This is a genomic window from Enterococcus casseliflavus NBRC 100478 (assembly GCF_001544095.1).
Lineage (GTDB): Bacteria > Bacillota > Bacilli > Lactobacillales > Enterococcaceae > Enterococcus_D > Enterococcus_D casseliflavus.
Genome location: NZ_BCPT01000014.1, coordinates 1 through 17041, shown reverse-complemented (window position 1 = coordinate 17041; position 17041 = coordinate 1). Strand labels below are relative to the sequence as shown.

The window sequence follows — 17041 nt, the reverse complement described above, 5'->3', positions numbered from 1 at the left end:
AAATGGCAAAATTACAGGATTATCTTGAACAAGTCAACGTTTTTTCAGCGTTAAAAGAAGAACCTGAATGGATGTTGGAATTACGCCAAGCAGCCCTTGCGAAAGTGGATGAACTTGCGTTTCCAAAAATCGAGCGGGTGCGTTACGAGCGTTGGCCATTGTTCAATATCGACGAACAAGCACTTGCTGGTGAAAAAGAATTTGCAGGCTTCATCGATCCAACCTTACCTGCAAGTGAATCTAAGGAGACAGGTGCTGGCTTGGTTCCCGCCTTTGACGCGATGGATAACCATCCGACTCTCGTTCAGTTTGATGACACCACCATCTTTGAGCAATTACCGCAAGAGCTGATTGACAAAGGCGTGATCTTCACCGACTTGTTTACAGCAATGAAAGAAGTACCAGAGTTGGTCAATCAATACTACATGACCAAAGCAGTACCAATGGATGAAGACAAAATGACCGCAGCACATGCGGCGTTTATGAATAGCGGCATGTTCTTGTATGTACCAAAAAACGTGGTGATCGAAGAACCCCTTGAAGCGATTTTCTATCACAATGGCAATAGTCAAGCGCATTTCTTTAAACACATTTTGATCGTTGCTGATGAGCACAGTGAGTTCAGCTACTTGGAACGTTTCCAAACCAAAGGCGACCAAGCGAAAAAACTGTCTGGCAATATCGTAGTGGAAGTGATCGCCAAAGCAGGTGCGAAGGTCAAATTCTCTGCGATTGATCAGTTAGGTGTCAACATCACTACGTACATGAATCGTCGCGGCTACGTGTTGCGAGATGCGATGGTAGATTGGGCAATTGGAGTCATGAATGACGGCGACGTCGTGGCGGACTTTGATTCTGATCTTGTAGGCGAAGGCGCGCATTCGGAAGTCAAAGCGGTCGCAATCAGTGCTGGGCGTCAAACACAAGGAATCGACACTCGCGTCACCAACAAAGCACCGCATTCCATTGGCCATATCCTGCAACACGGCGTCATTAGAGAACGCGGCGTCTTAACCTTTAACGGTATCGGACACATTTTAAAAGGAGCAAAAGGGGCGGACGCGCAACAAGAAAGTCGGGTCTTGATGCTTTCTGACCAAGCCCGGGGCGATGCCAACCCAATCCTTTTGATCGATGAGCACGAAGTAACCGCCGGACACGCAGCCAGTGTGGGACGGGTCGATCCAGAAGAAATGTACTACTTGATGAGTCGTGGGCTGCGCAAAGCAGAAGCGGAACGTTTGGTGATTCGTGGCTTCTTAGGCTCCGTCTTGACCGCGATCCCAGTCAAAGAAGTGCAACAAGAATTGGTTGCCGTTATCGAAGGGAAGTTACTCGCATGATCGATGCCCAAAAAGTGAAACAAGCGTTTCCCATCTTGGATCAGCTCGTAAATGACGAACCATTGATCTACCTCGACAATGCCGCCACTACGCAAAAGCCAGAGGCGGTGCTGCAGGCGATCACCGATTATTACCATCAAGACAATGCCAATGTTCATCGTGGGGTCCATACCCTCGCAGAACGGGCGACCCATTCCTATGAAGGCGCACGGGAAAAAGTGCGCAGCTTTATCCATGCGAATGAAACGGCGGAAGTGCTGTTTACTCGAGGGACGACCACTGGTTTAAATTGGGTCTCCCGCAGCTACGGCGACCGTTTTGTCAATGAAGGCGATGAAATCGTGATTTCCTATATGGAACATCATTCCAATATCATCCCTTGGCAACAATTAGCAGCCCGAAAAAAAGCTACCTTGAAATATATCCAGCTGACGCCAGAAGGCACCTTGGACATGGAAGATGCCAAGAAACAGATCACAGAAAAAACCGCTATCGTTTCGATCGCTCACGTTTCCAATGTTTTAGGCGTGATCAATCCGATTGCGGAGCTAACCAAATTGGCGCATCAGCACCAAGCCGTCATGGTGGTGGATGGTGCTCAGGCTGTTCCACATATGACAGTTGATGTCCAAGCACTGGATTGTGATTTCTATGCCTTTTCTGGCCATAAAATGTGCGGACCAACTGGCATTGGTGTCTTGTACGGCAAGCGGCAATGGCTGGATCAGATGGAGCCCGTCGAATTTGGCGGTGAAATGATCGATTTTGTCCATCTGCAAGAAAGCACGTGGAAAGAACTGCCGTGGAAATTTGAAGCTGGTACACCAAATATTGCCGGTGCGATCGGTTTAGGTGCAGCGGTGGATTACTTAACAGAAATCGGCTTAGAAAACATCCACGCCCATGAAGCAGACTTAGCTGCTTACGTTTTGCCAAAACTGCAAGCCATTGAAGGCTTGACCATCTATGGCCCCCAAGAAGCAGCGAAACGCACGGGAGTGATCGCGTTTAATCTAGCAGGCATCCATCCTCATGATGTTGCCACCGCTTTAGACATGGAAGGCATCGCGGTACGGGCAGGTCATCATTGTGCCCAACCCCTCTTGAGCTATTTGCAAGTCCCAGCGACTGCACGGGCCAGCTTTTACCTGTATAATACAAGAGAGGACGCCGATCGACTGGTTGACGCCATCAAGCTGACGAAGGAGTTTTTCCAACATGGCACTAACGAAATTAGATAATTTGTATCGACAAGTCATTCTGGATCATTCCAGCCACCCACATCATCGGGGCACCTTGGATGATTCAACGTATAAAGTCGAATTGAATAACCCTACCTGTGGCGACGTGATCCACTTGGAGCTCGCTGTCGAAGGAGACACCATCAAAGATATCGCGTTTACTGGCGAAGGCTGTTCCATCAGTACCGCCAGTGCATCCATGATGGGGGATGCGATTATCGGTAAGACACTAGCAGAAGCTGGTGAACTATCAGGCTTGTTTTCTGAGCTCGTCCAAGGAAATGACATTCCCCAAAGCGATCGCTTAGGCGATGCTTCCATGCTTGGAGGTGTGGCGAAGTTTCCTGCACGCATCAAGTGTGCGACCTTAGCTTGGAAAGCATTAGAAAAAGCTATTGCTGCTGATAGTACACAAGCATCTGTCAGTCACAGCCACGCCAATGAATCTGACACTGAAGAAACCAGCGAATAGACAACCGCACTACAAAAGGAGTGAGAACCATGGGTGTACCCGAATTAGAAGAATATAAATTTGGCTTCCACGATGACGTGCAGCCTGTTTTTAGTACCGGCGAAGGATTGACCGAAGACATCGTCCGTGAAATCTCACGGGTCAAGCAAGAGCCAGAATGGATGCTTGAGTTCCGCTTGAAGTCTCTTGAAGCCTTCAACAAGATGCCCATGCAAAACTGGGGCCCAGACCTGTCTGACATCGATTTTGATGCCATCAAATATTACCAAAAACCAAGTGATCGTCCTGCCCGTGATTGGGATGACGTACCAGAAAAAATCAAAGAGACCTTTGAGCGCATTGGTATTCCAGAAGCCGAGCGGGCATACCTGGCTGGCGCTTCTGCCCAATACGAATCAGAAGTCGTTTACCACAACATGAAAGAAGAGTTTGAAAAACTTGGCATCGTCTTTACCGATACCGATTCAGCCTTGAAGGAATACCCTGAGCTGTTCAAACAATACTTCTCAAAATTAGTCCCACCAACCGATAACAAGCTTGCTGCTTTAAACTCAGCCGTTTGGTCAGGTGGTACCTTTATCTATGTACCAAAAGGCGTTCGTGTCGATGTGCCATTACAAACCTATTTCCGAATCAATGCCGAAAATACCGGTCAGTTCGAACGCACATTGATCATCGTTGACGAAGGCGCCAGCGTCCATTACGTCGAAGGCTGTACCGCCCCAACCTATTCAAGCAATAGTTTGCACGCAGCCATCGTTGAAATTTTTACCCTAAAAGACGCTTATTGCCGCTACACCACCATTCAAAACTGGTCAGACAACGTCTACAACCTAGTAACCAAACGGGCCAAAGCCTTAGAAGGTGCTACCGTTGAATGGATCGATGGCAACCTAGGTGCCAAAACAACCATGAAATACCCAAGTGTGTATCTTGATGGCAAAGGCGCACGGGGCACGATGCTTTCCATTGCCTTTGCAGGTGCCAACCAAATCCAAGATACTGGTGCAAAAATGATCCATAACGCACCAAATACCTCCAGCTCCATCGTCTCAAAATCAATTTCTAAAGACGGCGGTGCAGTAAACTATCGTGGACAAGTCACCTTCGGCAAGAAGAGCGCAGGCTCTATCTCCCATATCGAGTGTGACACTATCATCATGGATGACCTATCGAAATCCGATACCATCCCATTCAATGAGATCCACAACAGCCAGGTGTCCCTAGAACACGAAGCCAAAGTCTCCAAAATCTCAGAAGAACAACTGTACTACCTAATGAGCCGCGGCCTCTCCGAAAGCGAAGCAACCGAAATGATCGTCATGGGATTCGTCGAACCATTCACCAAAGAATTACCGATGGAATACGCAGTCGAATTGAACCGGTTGATTAGTTATGAGATGGAAGGCAGTGTAGGTTAGAACCTAACTATAGGCTAAGAACGTTGATATTATAGCGTTCTTGGCTTTTTATTTGCCTTCAATCTCATAAATACTATCCGAAAAACTATCTATTTGTCAGAAACCTAAATAGTTTGCTAACTTCTGACTGGTGTTTTCTGCTTGTTGCGGTGTAACGTGGCTATAAATGTTCATGGTAGTCTTTACATCCTTATGACCTAAGCGCTTCTGAACCTCATTAATCGTTGCGCCAGCTTCAAACATAAGCGAACAAGCAGTATGTCGGAAACCATGAGGACTTATTCTTTTTAAAGCGCAGCCTTCTTTGTCTGCTTTATCATAGATCCAATCAAGCCAATCGTTTACCACTTGCGGATAATATAAATCATTACTCATATTGCTAAACATGAGTTGTTTTGCCTTTGAAGTATTAAACCCAAGTTTGAAATAATCTTCTTTTTGAATACTGAACCATTTTTGTAAAATTCGTATCGTTTCATCATCTAAGCTGATGGTGCGGTATGAATTTTTTGTTTTAGGGGTCTGCAAAACAACCTGATCGTATTCATCAATGGCTATCGTTTTACCGATTGTTAGTGTCTTGTTGAATAGGTTCAAGTGTTTAATATACAGCCCCAACGCTTCTGATTTACGCATGCCAGTGATAGCAAGCAAACGGAAGAACGCATAATATTTATAGTTATCAAGTGTTTTAACAAATGTCATAAAATCGTGTAATTCATCTTTACTATAAAAGTTAGGTTTCTTTTCCTCTTCTTTTTTGCGTGGAAGAATCGTCTTTTTCATGGGGTTACTTTCCATTAATTCCATAGATACGCCATAATTCATGACCTGAGCAGTAGCACGTCTTATATAGTGATATTGCTTGTATTTGTCGTGCCATTCGTTCACACATTTTTGACAAAAAGAAACGGTTATTTGGTCTAGTTTTAACTTGCCGAATTTTGGCAATACATGACCTTCAATAAACCGTCTATTGGTGGCTACTGTAGAAGATTTAACACTTTTGCGGTGTTGTTCCAACCAATTGTCATACAGCTCTTGGAATGTGATTGTACGTTTCTTTTTAGAGCCTTTTAGAATGCTTGCTTTCAATTTATCAAACTCAAGCCTTGCTTCTGCTTTGGTGTCAAAACCTTTACGAGTGGTGACAATCTTTTTTTCTGTAATAGGGTCAGTAGCAACATATCCACTGAATAACCATTTTCTTTTATTGTTTTTATCTTTATATTGTTCAAATTTTGCCAATATTATTCCCTCCTGGTACTGCTGGGGGAAAGTGGTGGAGGTTAATCTAATAAGGTTTTCAAAAGATTATCTGCAGTTTGCTTATATTGTCGCTTAAACGAATCGGAGTTTAGTTTATCTTCTTTAATAGCCGTGTTGATTAGTCGAATCAAAAATTCTAAAGAATTTACGGATTCTTTACTCGTCTCGTTCATGAAAGTAATTATTCTTCCTAATAATATTATTTCCTCGTCAGACATTTCAGAAAAAGCATCATCATCAAAATATTCAATAACCGCTTGAACGTAGTGATCACGCCCTTCAAGGTGAGAAGTAGCTGTTTTCTTTAATTGTTTAGCTAATTCCAATTTTTCTTTGTCAGATAAGTCTTTTAATGTTCTTTCTCCAGTCAAAAGATAATTTGTTGAGACTGAAAAGACTTGCGCTATTCTTCTAATCATTTCTTGATTCGGTTCACGGTTGCCATATTCCCAATTAGAATATGCTCCTGTTGACACGCCGATTCTTTTTGCGGTGTCGGTTTTCGTCCAAGAACGTTGTTCTCTTAGGTATTTTAACCTATCCTTAAAATCCAAAAAAAGCACCTTCTTTCTATATGTTGATAGTATAGCACAAATTTTATTCAAAATGAATAATTTTTGTTGACTTATCATTCTAAAATAAGTATACTAAAGTCACAAAGTTATTCAATATGAATAACAGAAAGGAGAACATATATGTGTACATTAAAAGAACTTAGGGAAAAAAACAAGCTCACGCTGCTAGATGTTTCTTTAAAACTGGGATATAAGTATCCATCCAGTTATAGAAAAATCGAGAGTGGAGAGCAACAGTTAAAATCCAATCAAATTATTTTGTTGGCTGAAATATTTTCAGTTCCAAAAGAAAAAATTTTGCGTTCTTTTTATTCAAAATGAATAAACTAGAGAGAGGTGATGAGTATTAATGAAGTTAGAAGTAGATTTAAGCCCGACTATCGAGCAACAATTAACAGAAGTTGCTAGTCGTGTGTGGGCGGAAACAATGCAGCGTGAAGTTGAGAAACGGATTTTCCAAGAATGGATGGACTTGGAAACGACTTGTGATTATCTACAAGTATCACGATCCAATTTATCTAAGTTTATCAAAGAATTGGATTTTCCAGTTTCTGTGATCAATCAAACGAAGCGTTGTAATCGGAAAAAGGTTGATGAGTGGATGGCGCAATTTGAAATTTAATTAGCCGCTGGGGGCAAAGTGGAAAGTAAGTTAGTCAACTGGTAGCCGCAATAGTATTTTTAAAAGGAGGATAGAAATGCTGAAATTAGTTTGGATACCTAAGAAGTACAAGAATTTTTCTGTACGTGAAATTGTAGAAGAAGCAGAAAGTATTTTGAAAGAGTGTAAAGAAGCCGAAAAAGAGAATGCACGACTTTACGCTGATCTAATTGTTCTTCAAAATCAAATAGCTAATTTAACCGAAGAACAAGCAAGAAAAAATTTAGCGGTCATGATCCCATGGCTAGAAAGTCAGTTTCCAAGTTTAAAAGAAGTGGAGTAAAAAAAACTATGGATGGAGAAAAGAAAAAGCCTTTGCTGTATAGATTCTTGGCGGAATCAGCAAATGGCTACACGATAGGATACTTCCTATTATTTCTTTTCTCTAGTATATCACAATTAGAGAATGGAGCGCACTAAATATGGAAAATATTTTAGGAATTGAAAATTTAGTTACTGATGCATTTAATGTTGACTTTGCTTTGAAGGGGTTTAAAGCTTTTTTTGACAATCAAATGTCGATGCAAGGAACTATTACTACAGAAGATTTAAACATGGCAAATGCATTGCTAGTATCTATTTTAGAGTTATCAGGAAGACATGCAGCTGATACCGAGGGTTACGCAATCAAATTGAAACAAGGAGGATCTAACCATGAATGAAAAGAAATTGCTATCCAGTTCCAAGAACCTTGCAGCACGAGTAAATGACTTAAAAATCATCGAACGTCTTATCGAGAATATCGAATATTCACGAGTAACTGAAGATACATTTTCTTTAAACAAACAATTGGGAACTGGAGTGCTTGACGAAATAGGTGAGGCCTTAGAAAGTATCCGAGGGCAAATACAAGCTGTCTCCGATGAAATTTATCCAGTATAGGAGGAGTAAAAATGATTTATATAGGAAAAGTCAGGCCAGCGATCATGGAACCGCCAATTGGTAAAGATATTCTCCAATTCTTCAAGGATTATAACCCTATACGCGTGGAAGTTCCTGATGATGCCGAAAAACAAAAAGAACTCAAGACGATTGTAGCCGATGGTTTTATAAGCGGAGAAATGGTTTCACTTAGTAGGAAAAACGAGAACGTGAAAAGCAGGGACTGTCTCATTTTGGATTTAGATGATGTGATCGTTTCAAGAGAAGAATTAATAGAATCTATTCAAAGTAAAATGGCGAAATTCGAATACATTCTGTATCCAAGTATCAGCCATGGAATTAAAGGCGTGCGTTATAGATTAGTTGTCCCTTTGGACGATCATGCCGAAGAGGAAGAGTATAAGCAACTTATTGAATTTTTTTTAAAAAAAGTTATGCAGGGACTAATCAATAATTCGGACCATTCAAATTTAACTTGGTCGCAAATTCAGTTGTTACCTGTGTTTACGCAATATATAGATAAGAATGACATTATTATATATGGTGGCGAAAAAAAGTTCCCTAAGGATATAGGAGTAGAAGCTGCTAGAAATTGGGCTAAAGATCATAATACTAAAAATGGAGTTTCCACCTATAAAACATTCAAATCTTCAAATTTCAAAAAAGGCGGGTCAAGATATAGGAATACAACTACTGAACTTTTCGAAAGCATTGTATGCGGATGTGAAGAGGGAAATCGCAACAATCGCATTGCACAAATCACAGGGGGGTTGTTGGCAAGAGCAGTAGATGTAAAGGCAGTATTCGAATTAGTTAAAGTCGCCAATCAATATTTTACAGAACCGTTGTCAGATAAAGAAGTGGAGGAAACATTCTATTCGATAGCAAAGAAGGAGTTGGGAGCCAATTGAGTGAAATTATTGAGTTACAAGAATTACAAAAAAAGAAGATTGGCGAAGAAAAGAAACTGCCTTCTTGGATTTACACAGATGAAAAAGGAAACACTAAAGTAAATGCTTCTAAGTTAGGTTATGAAATTATGAACGAGATACCAATGATCCGAACAAATGGCTTGCTCTACGGTGCGAGGTTTGATAAAAAAACAGGATCATGGCGAATTGATAGTTTAAGCGACTTTTTAGACGGTTATATCACTGACAAATTGGAATCTTTCAATAAGTGGAGCCAGCAAAAACTAGGCGAAACAAAAAAGTTCATCATGATTAAGATTTTTGACCCGACTATGAAAGAAAATCCTTTTAACAATAGCAAGCCGTATCTGGCCAATTTTAAAAACGGAACTTACAACATTAAAACTGGAGAATTGAAACCGCACGATACTAAAGACTATATTCTTCAAAGCCATGATTATGTTGTAGATCCGAAATCAAATTTGAAGCCAGAGAAGGCAATCGAATGGCTGCGAGATTTGACCGGTGATGAAAAAAGCGCAAAGCATTTAATGGAAATCATAGGATACTGTTTCTATCGAAGTTATGCACCTTTTCAAACCATAACGATTTTGCAAGGGAGTGGCGAGAATGGTAAATCCACTTTCTTAGATTTTCTAACAAAAGTCATCGGTAAGGACAATACCAGCAATATGACGCTTCAAGAATTAGGGAATAAACAGAATCGTTTTGCTGGTGCCAACCTATTTCAGAAAGAAGCTAATCTATTTGCGGATGTTGATTCCGAGTTTCTCAAGTCAACAGGGCTACTCAAAGCCCTCACTGGTGGGGATCGTTTATCTGCTGAGTTTAAAGGAAAAGATCACTTTATGTTTGTGAATTTTGCGAAGTTGATATTTTCAGCCAATGAGTTGCCAGCGTTCAATGACTTCACACACGGTTTTGAGAGGCGCTTATATGTAGTTCCTTTTGATTGCGTGATAGACGAAAGCTTTAAAACTAAGCACGATTTGAAGGCCATTGAGAAAGAGATCCCACTATTCGCCACCTATTGCATAAGGATGTTTAAAGAAGCGCTAGACCGCAAAGAACTGACTGTATCAGACAAGATGAATCAAGCAAAAGATAAATGGTTGAAAGAATCCAACCATATTATGAGGTTCATTGAAGAAAAATGCAGCATTGATATGGAATCCAGTGAAGGTGATTCTTCTAAAACAATTTACGAAGAATATCAAAAATTCTGTTACCAAGAAAGTTTACGTGAATTGTCACAACCTAAGTTTAGCAAACAACTCGAGAAAATGGGGATTGTAAAAGTCAAGCAAAGTGTTAGAGGTACACGATTATGGAGATACAGACATTTACATTTAAGAAATGAGTATACCCCGACGGAAAGCTTAGAAGCGTTGGCCAGTTTGGACATATAACTATAAACGTTGCTATATCAGCATTTTTAAACACAACAAATGAAGTTTGAACGAAAAACACTTGGACACCATGTTGGACAGGTTGAAGGGGTGTCCAAGTAGGTGTCCAGCGTAAAAACGAAAAAAAATTAATAATGTTACATTTAAACGCTGATATAAAAGCATTTCAGAACAGGTGTCCAATGTGGCCGTAGAAACATAATTTCTATTGAGGGTACACTGTTGCAATCGAGAGTGCAACTGAAGAAGGCGGGAGTGAAAACACTGAAAACCAATAAAAATGAAAGAAAATACCCAATTTTAATCGCTTATGATACAGGATCACAATATGCAGTTTGGTGTCCGTATTGTTCGAAATGGCATTTTCACGGAAAGAAAGATGGAATGAGGGTGGCGCATTGCATTAACCCACACTCACCGTTTAAAAAAACTGGTTACATTATCAAGTTAGCTACAAGAAATGATTTGGATTTTAAAAGTCATAATCTCTACCCAAATGACTATCCAATGTTTGAAGAAAATTAAAAAAATGAGCGGAGGCATGTAATGGAAGAACTTACGATTATTGAACAATCGGTACTTGAATTAATCCCAAGAGGGTTTGAAAGGAAAATTAAAGTACCTGATATATGCTCTATTATTGATCTGGACGAACGAGACGTAAAAGCAGTTATTCAAATGCTGCGAGCCAAAGGAGTGCCTATTGTTTCTGTCAGAGGATATGAAGGCGGCATGTTCATTGCTACTAATGAAGATGAACGGACTATTGGTCTTAAAGCGTTTAGAAACCAATTTAAGAGTATGGAACAAACAATCACGAATATTGAACAAGCAGATCTAAATAACTGGCAAGAGTCATTAAAAATTGCAGAATAAGGAGAATGAACAATGAGTATGGATAAAGTATATATTGATAAACAAACAAAAACAGTGGGTGTAGAGCTGCCTAAATATGGGGAAATTATACTGATCGTAAAAGATGGTCAAGTAGTCAGATATGAGACGAAAACAACAAATAAATTAGATTGAAAAAAGTGTGTTAAAAGCTGATATATCAACGTTTTATAAAGATTTTATCGCTCAAATATGGTATAATAAAGACAACTTAATAATAATATCTGATTAGGAAGAACCAACGGATATGAGACGAAAAAAGCCAGTAATATGGCAGACGTCTCGTGTCCGTTTTTTATTATTAGTTGTCCTTTGAAAACTGTATACTGCGGTTGCTGAAAAAGCCGTCCTAGATGATGACAATCCCAAGCTAGACCAACGATCAAAGCCGCAACATAATAGAATACTGTTTTTTAGGAGGGAAGCATGGATAGTGAATACAATTTAAACCGCTATTTGAACATAGAGGCTTATATCAGAAAGCTGGAAGAAGAAAAACGATTAATCAGGCAAGAACTTTATTGCCAAAGCCTATGCACAGGAATTGCCTATGATGAAATTGCTATCCATGCAAAAGCTCCCAAGATTGATTATTTAGTAGCAGATAACGTTGAAGCGTGTATGCTCATTGACAAGCGGATAGAGCGTTGGAAGTTTAGGCACAAACATTTTATGCACTTCTTAAATGAATTGCATATAACTGAACGTGAGAGCCTTTTAAAAGGGGTTGAAAGCCCATCTTTGAAACAGAAAGCACTCGATGAAATATTCGAGATAGAAACAGCTGCGGCGTTCAGATATGAATGGGAAGTTCCGCAAGAAAAGGTTGAACTAACAGACGATTTGTTTTCGAATATTGCACTAATGGCGGAGGTGTTTGGATAGTGGTTTATGATTATGACATTCGCCCAAAATGGATACTCACTCAATGGAAGGCTTTTGTGGTAAATAGAAATCATTTAAAAGAGGGGAATACAGCAGGATATGCTCGTCTACTATTTACTGCTTTAAAAGAGCTGCCAAAAGAAGATGTTTTAATTCTTTCTGAGAAGTATTACGAAACTGAACAAGGTGCCAACTTTAGTTATATGCATAACGGTTATCGAACTTATATACCTATAACAGATAAGGTATTGGCTGACCGAAGAGGAATATCTGTTCTTGAATATCGAAAAATCAGGAGCAAGTCAGAGGCGAAATTACAGACTATTATTAATAGATTGAGAAAAGAGTTTATCGAGATTGATGCTGACGAACTAGAGGAATACATTTTAGGCGTTGGGACTATTTATTTGAAAGATTATCAAATTATCGAGGGAAAGCGCGCGGATCCAGATTCTTATATCTTCACGCAAGATAGGTCCAAAGCGAAAAGATTCAAACAGGACTCTATACAGGGTCGCCAGCTAAAGATGTACCTTCGATTAAAGAAAATGGAACCTCGAGACGAGTATATAAAGTTTATTGATATATGGTTTGACTGATTAAGCAGAAAGGAAAGTGTAAATGACTATTGTAGAGATTATGAAGACACGCAAAATCAAACAGAAGCATTTGTGCGAAGTCACAGGGCTAAGTCCTGAACAAGTGGAGAATGCTCTAAATGAGGATCGGGATGGAGTGTTAACTGATAAGAAGAAGTTGGTTTTGCTTAAAGGCATTTGTACCGCTGAGTTTAAACGCAAAGCAATGCTCACCTTGGTAGCAAAGAACACAAATGGGTTAGATCCTGATACTCGTAAGAAAGTAGAGGAGTTGGCAAATGAAAACAGAAGATGATTTCTTTAGCTATAGAGAATGGGAGAAATACCTGGAAGAACAACAAATGAAGCAAGAGCTGGAAGGAAATCCAGATGCTATTAAAAAGCTATCGCTGGTTGAATTAAATAAGCTGATCGAGGAAGACAGTACAAATGAAATTGCCATTGAGCGCCGCAGAGAGTTGTTGGCTCAATATAAGAAAGAACGAGTAACACAGATCAAAGAACCTAAGAAAACAGTAGTAAGTAAACTCAAAGAAAAAATCAAAGGAGCGAATCAAGCATGACAGCAGAGTACACAGTAACCACACCAGAGGTAAAAGAATTAAAAGAGATCGATATCAATATCAATGAGTTGGAGAAAGAGCTAGATAGTCTGGTTGAAAAGAGAGACAAGAAAGCTTTAGCAAAAGGTAAGTATAGTCTAGAAACATTCAAGGCTAACAAAGAAGCGAATAAGGATATTGAAGATCTTGAGAAGGTGATTGCCGAGGCGTACCAAGAACGTGCAGAGATCACCAATAGTATCTATCTTAATTATATCAATCAGTTGAGAAATGAAACCAACCGAAAAGAAGCTGCTTTATTGTCTGAAGCAAAAGAACTATTTGACAACAAAGGATTCGCTGAAGTAACTGCTTTACTGGGAACAGAAACTACTAGACTGTTCCAATTAAATGATCAGTTAATCAAATCGCATAACAGCTCAATGAAACAACTTATAGATGTGTTGGGCATTAAGAACAAAAACATATTGGATAATGTCCAACGAGAATACTACAAAGGAGGATGGGGTTATACCTCAAGGTTGGGTTCTTATTTCCATGATGTTAAACGATTAGTGAGTAACTACTTAGATGAAATCATTAGACTGAATGGCATGCCAAATAATAAATTTGAAATTAAAAATTAAATCAAATGATTAACGGTGTGGGATTGATTTATCCCCCCGTTATTTTTATAAAAAATAAAATCGGATAGGAATCGGGGATGGAACTCCGAAAAACACACAGGACCACACACGGGAGGGGGGCAAACATTGAAAAAGAAAGCAAAAGAAGCACGAATAGCGGCTGAGAAAGAAAGACTAACAACATTGATGGACGGAGTACCCAGTAGTAGCGCTGAAGTAGTTAAAGGTTTGATTGAGCGAGTTTCATTTATGAATGTTACTTTGTCAGAACTCGAAGAAGACATCAATAAAAATGGGTCTATTGAACTTTTCAAGAATGGAAGCCAAGAATTTTACAAAGAATCGGCTTCAGTCAAGACATATAACACGATGATCAATAGATATACTGCCGCAGTTAAAGAATTGCTTAGATTGGTAATTGAAAATGACCGTGGAAGACAAGGCGATCCTGATATGGATGAATTTATGAACTTTCTATCAAAAAGAGAATGATCGGGGGATAAAAAATGGATAGATTAGAATTTTTGCGGGATAAGGCAGATAACATTTGGTATCAACACACATTAAAAACAGACTTGGGAAACTCTCTTGATTCAATTTTAAATTACAAAGAATTACTTCGAAAGTTAAAAGCGATCGAGCGAGAATTAAGGCTGATTCAGAAGAGAAACAGCTCTAACCGAGAATATATAAAAGCTTATTGTTCGTTGCTTTCTAAAAGGTTGGAGATTTGCAAGTTTTTAATTAGTGGACGCCAAAAAAATAATGATATGGACAGCGCAAAGTATCGTGAATTAGTACAAGAAATGAAGGTAAAACAAGACGAATTTATTGCGATTAGAAGTAAGGGGTGAAATAAAGCATGGCGAAAAACACAAAAGAGTCTGATGTAGTCCTCAATTTTAGGATGAATGGTGAAGTTGCTTATTCTAAGACGATCAAAGAGATCAATAATGATATGAAATTGGCGAAGCTAGAATATCAAAACCAGGTGTCTGCAATGGACAAAAATGCAAGTGCATCTGAAAAATTAGCAGCGGCTAAACAAAAACTTGAAAAGCAATTAGATATAGCAGCTGCCAAAACTGAAGCTTTGCGTGAAGAGTATGCTAAATCAGCTAAAGAAACTGGCGAAAACTCCGAAAAAACACGTAAGCTTTACGAGATGTTACTAAAGTCTGAAACTAGCGAAAATAATCTTCGAAAAGCTCTTGAAAGCACTAATGATGCATTGGATGCGCAAGGAGATAAGGCATTAACGACTGCCGAGAAACTAGAAAAAATTGAAAAAGCTGGCGAGAAAATAAAAACCGCCGGCAAAGGATTGAGCGTTGCATTTACTGCACCAGTTGTAGGTATCGCAACGGCTGGCGCAAAAATGTATAGCGATCTATCTACCGCACAATCCCAAGTACAAGCGGCTTTTGGTCTAACAAAGAAGGAAGCGGAAAGCTTGAATCAATCGATTGAAGATGTTTTTACTTCTGGAATGGTTACAAGCATTGACGAATCAAAAACAGCTGTAATGGAATTGGCAAACCAATTTCCTGATTTGCGCAATGCGAGTGCTGAGACTATCACTGATATGACCAAGAAGTTTTTAGCTATTCAAACAACGCTAGATTCCGATATGACTGAAACTATGCGTGGTGTAAATGGTTTAATGGAGCAATTTGGGTTATCAAGCGAAGAAGCAATTGATTTAATTGCAAAAGCTGGACAGAATGGTTTGGATAAGACTGATGAACTAGGAGATAATCTGGCCGAGTATGCGACTAACTTCAAAGATGCGGGGTATTCAGCAGAAGATATGTTCGCAATCTTGGAAACAGGACTAGATTCGGGTGCATACAACCTTGATAAGGTGAATGACCTAGTAAAAGAGTTTGGAAATCGACTAGTTGGTGGAGATGTACAGACGGCGGTTGAAAGTCTTGGAGGTAATTTTGTTAATCTGTACAAACAGATCCAAGATGGAAACCTTTCTTCCAAGGATGCTTTTCAGCTACTCGCTGGCGAAATCAGTAATCTAAACAGCGACCAAGAAAAAGCTACAGCGATCGCTGCACTATTTGGCTCTCAAGGTGAAGACGCTGGTATAAAAGTTGTAGAGGCAATGGGTCAAGCTAATGGAGCGCTTGAAGCTAACAAGGAAGCTTACGAAAACGCAAACGGTGCAGCAAAAGAAATGTCTGACGGTGTGGAAGAATCTGTCACGTATCAATCAGCCATGAATGAGTTGATGATGGCGGCTAAAGATGTCGGTGAGGAGCTGGCACCAACGATCAGTAGGGTGGCAGATGCAGTCAAAGAAGCCGCGCAATGGTTTAGAGGTTTAGATGAAGACACAAAGAAAACTATTATGACCATAGCGGGTATAGCTGCAGTTGTCGGGCCTACATTGATTGCCTTTGGAACTATCGCTGGTTCTATCACGAAAATAGCTTCAGCGGCTAGTGGATTCTTTGGCGTATGGATGAAAGGTGCTGAAATGTTGAGCCTTTCTGGCGGAGCTTTTACATTGGTTGTTGCTGGTATTGTGTTACTGATTGCTGGGTTAGTGATGGCATACAACAAAGTAGAATGGTTTAGGAACGGTGTAAATGCATTCTTTCAAGGTATATCGGATGTCGCAGTAGAGATATTCAATTTTCTTGGAGGATATTTTGGTAATGTGTTTGGTGGCATCATACAAAATTTCCAGAACTTCTTTGATGCCGGCAAGAAAATTTTTATCGGCTTTATAGATTTTATAACTGGTGCATTTACTGGTGATTGGGAACTAGCTTGGAAAGGTGTTGCAAATATTTTCGGTGGTATATTAGATGGAATCGCTGCTATGGCGAAAGCTCCAATTAACGGAATGATCGGCTTAATTAATGGATTTTTAGGTGGTTTGAATAATATCAAGATTCCTAAATGGGTACCTGGTGTTGGCGGCAAAAGCTTTAGCATTTCCACTTTGCCTTATTTGGCAGATGGCGGTCATGTATTAAATGGACAAGCGATCGTTGGTGAAGCTGGACCAGAATTGCTTACGAATAAAAACGGCAAGACAACTGTTACTCCTTTATCAGACGAAGAAAAACGCAAAGGCATTGGCGGCAAAGTACAGCCTTCCAAAATGGAACAGCATATCCACATTGGCAATGTCGATGCGAATAACCCAAGCGAATTAAACAAAATGAACCGTAAATTTTACCGTGCAAGCAAACAAGCGCTTGGCGGAATAGGAGGATAAATAAAAGGCACCTAGTTTATCGGCTTGT

General features: G+C 39.9%; 24 protein-coding genes. 22 read left to right on the top strand and 2 right to left on the bottom strand.

Annotated elements, in window-relative coordinates; translation table 11 throughout:
- Positions 1 to 2: 2 nt before the first annotated feature.
- Genes sufD through sufB form a run of 4 tightly spaced genes read left to right on the top strand, consistent with a single transcriptional unit; the run spans position 3 to position 4477 of the window.
- A complete protein-coding gene (sufD, locus tag ECA1_RS12225) occupies positions 3 to 1343 on the top strand; it encodes a Fe-S cluster assembly protein SufD (protein ID WP_015508910.1) in 1341 nt (446 codons plus the stop codon).
- Positions 1340 to 2584: a cysteine desulfurase gene (locus ECA1_RS12220; RefSeq protein WP_015508911.1), complete on the top strand. Its 1245-nt coding sequence runs from the start codon at positions 1340 to 1342 to the stop codon at positions 2582 to 2584. Before sufD ends, ECA1_RS12220 begins: the two co-directional genes overlap by 4 nt.
- Positions 2562 to 3056 carry a Fe-S cluster assembly sulfur transfer protein SufU gene (gene sufU, locus ECA1_RS12215; protein WP_005232105.1) on the top strand — a complete coding sequence of 165 codons (495 nt, stop codon included), beginning with the start codon at positions 2562 to 2564 and terminating at the stop codon, positions 3054 to 3056. Before ECA1_RS12220 ends, sufU begins: the two co-directional genes overlap by 23 nt.
- Positions 3057 to 3085: 29 nt before the next feature.
- Positions 3086 to 4477: a Fe-S cluster assembly protein SufB gene (sufB, locus tag ECA1_RS12210; protein WP_005232103.1), complete on the top strand. Its 1392-nt coding sequence runs from the start codon at positions 3086 to 3088 to the stop codon at positions 4475 to 4477.
- 96 nt (positions 4478 to 4573) lie between these two features.
- Here sufB and ECA1_RS12205 read toward each other — a convergent pair whose 3' ends face one another.
- Positions 4574 to 5725, bottom strand: a complete 1152-nt coding sequence (locus ECA1_RS12205; RefSeq protein WP_060792605.1) for a tyrosine-type recombinase/integrase — start codon at positions 5723 to 5725, stop codon at positions 4574 to 4576.
- Between the two features lie 41 nt (positions 5726 to 5766).
- Positions 5767 to 6300: a helix-turn-helix domain-containing protein gene (locus tag ECA1_RS12200; RefSeq protein WP_060792604.1), complete on the bottom strand. Its 534-nt coding sequence runs from the start codon at positions 6298 to 6300 to the stop codon at positions 5767 to 5769.
- Between the two features lie 141 nt (positions 6301 to 6441).
- On the opposite strand from ECA1_RS12200, the gene ECA1_RS12195 reads away from it, so the two are divergent.
- The 18 genes from ECA1_RS12195 to ECA1_RS12115 all read left to right on the top strand — a co-directional run bounded on the left by ECA1_RS12195 (position 6442) and on the right by ECA1_RS12115 (position 17013).
- Positions 6442 to 6642 (top strand): helix-turn-helix domain-containing protein, encoded by a 201-nt coding sequence (locus ECA1_RS12195; protein ID WP_060792603.1) that lies wholly within the window; start codon positions 6442 to 6444, stop codon positions 6640 to 6642.
- A gap of 28 nt (positions 6643 to 6670) precedes the next feature.
- Positions 6671 to 6943 carry a hypothetical protein gene (locus ECA1_RS12190; RefSeq protein ID WP_060792602.1) on the top strand — a complete coding sequence of 91 codons (273 nt, stop codon included), beginning with the start codon at positions 6671 to 6673 and terminating at the stop codon, positions 6941 to 6943.
- A 76-nt stretch (positions 6944 to 7019) separates the two neighbouring features.
- Positions 7020 to 7265 carry a hypothetical protein gene (locus tag ECA1_RS12185; protein WP_010776730.1) on the top strand — a complete coding sequence of 82 codons (246 nt, stop codon included), beginning with the start codon at positions 7020 to 7022 and terminating at the stop codon, positions 7263 to 7265.
- A 139-nt stretch (positions 7266 to 7404) separates the two neighbouring features.
- On the top strand, positions 7405 to 7644 hold the full coding sequence (locus tag ECA1_RS12180; protein WP_060792601.1) for a hypothetical protein: 240 nt from the start codon (positions 7405 to 7407) through the stop codon (positions 7642 to 7644).
- Positions 7637 to 7864 carry a hypothetical protein gene (locus tag ECA1_RS12175; protein WP_060792600.1) on the top strand — a complete coding sequence of 76 codons (228 nt, stop codon included), beginning with the start codon at positions 7637 to 7639 and terminating at the stop codon, positions 7862 to 7864. Before ECA1_RS12180 ends, ECA1_RS12175 begins: the two co-directional genes overlap by 8 nt.
- A gap of 11 nt (positions 7865 to 7875) precedes the next feature.
- Positions 7876 to 8775 (top strand): primase alpha helix C-terminal domain-containing protein, encoded by a 900-nt coding sequence (locus ECA1_RS12170; RefSeq protein ID WP_060792599.1) that lies wholly within the window; start codon positions 7876 to 7878, stop codon positions 8773 to 8775.
- Positions 8772 to 10205, top strand: coding sequence for a DNA primase family protein (locus tag ECA1_RS12165; protein ID WP_060792598.1), 1434 nt, complete (start codon positions 8772 to 8774; stop codon positions 10203 to 10205). Before ECA1_RS12170 ends, ECA1_RS12165 begins: the two co-directional genes overlap by 4 nt.
- A gap of 255 nt (positions 10206 to 10460) precedes the next feature.
- Positions 10461 to 10730, top strand: coding sequence for a hypothetical protein (locus ECA1_RS12160; RefSeq protein WP_225001454.1), 270 nt, complete (start codon positions 10461 to 10463; stop codon positions 10728 to 10730).
- 21 nt (positions 10731 to 10751) lie between these two features.
- Complete coding sequence (locus ECA1_RS12155; RefSeq protein WP_010750024.1) at positions 10752 to 11081, top strand: hypothetical protein; 330 nt, start codon at positions 10752 to 10754, stop codon at positions 11079 to 11081.
- 12 nt (positions 11082 to 11093) lie between these two features.
- Entirely contained in the window at positions 11094 to 11234 is a 141-nt protein-coding gene (locus tag ECA1_RS17640) for a hypothetical protein (RefSeq protein WP_169793693.1), read from the top strand.
- A 291-nt stretch (positions 11235 to 11525) separates the two neighbouring features.
- Positions 11526 to 11984, top strand: a complete 459-nt coding sequence (locus ECA1_RS12150) for a hypothetical protein (protein WP_060792597.1) — start codon at positions 11526 to 11528, stop codon at positions 11982 to 11984.
- Complete coding sequence (locus ECA1_RS12145; RefSeq protein ID WP_060792596.1) at positions 11984 to 12583, top strand: hypothetical protein; 600 nt, start codon at positions 11984 to 11986, stop codon at positions 12581 to 12583. Before ECA1_RS12150 ends, ECA1_RS12145 begins: the two co-directional genes overlap by 1 nt.
- Before the next feature lie 22 nt (positions 12584 to 12605).
- Entirely contained in the window at positions 12606 to 12878 is a 273-nt protein-coding gene (locus ECA1_RS12140; RefSeq protein ID WP_029487051.1) for a hypothetical protein, read from the top strand.
- On the top strand, positions 12862 to 13146 hold the full coding sequence (locus ECA1_RS12135) for a hypothetical protein (RefSeq protein WP_029487050.1): 285 nt from the start codon (positions 12862 to 12864) through the stop codon (positions 13144 to 13146). Before ECA1_RS12140 ends, ECA1_RS12135 begins: the two co-directional genes overlap by 17 nt.
- Complete coding sequence (locus tag ECA1_RS12130) at positions 13143 to 13772, top strand: hypothetical protein (RefSeq protein WP_060792595.1); 630 nt, start codon at positions 13143 to 13145, stop codon at positions 13770 to 13772. The genes ECA1_RS12135 and ECA1_RS12130 overlap by 4 nt, the downstream gene beginning before the upstream one ends.
- A 126-nt stretch (positions 13773 to 13898) precedes the next feature.
- A complete protein-coding gene (locus ECA1_RS12125) occupies positions 13899 to 14264 on the top strand; it encodes a hypothetical protein (RefSeq protein ID WP_060792594.1) in 366 nt (121 codons plus the stop codon).
- Positions 14265 to 14278: 14 nt separating this feature from the next.
- Positions 14279 to 14626, top strand: a complete 348-nt coding sequence (locus tag ECA1_RS12120) for a hypothetical protein (RefSeq protein ID WP_060792593.1) — start codon at positions 14279 to 14281, stop codon at positions 14624 to 14626.
- Between the two features lie 8 nt (positions 14627 to 14634).
- Entirely contained in the window at positions 14635 to 17013 is a 2379-nt protein-coding gene (locus ECA1_RS12115) for a phage tail tape measure protein (protein WP_060792592.1), read from the top strand.
- The last annotated feature ends 28 nt before the right edge of the window (positions 17014 to 17041 follow it).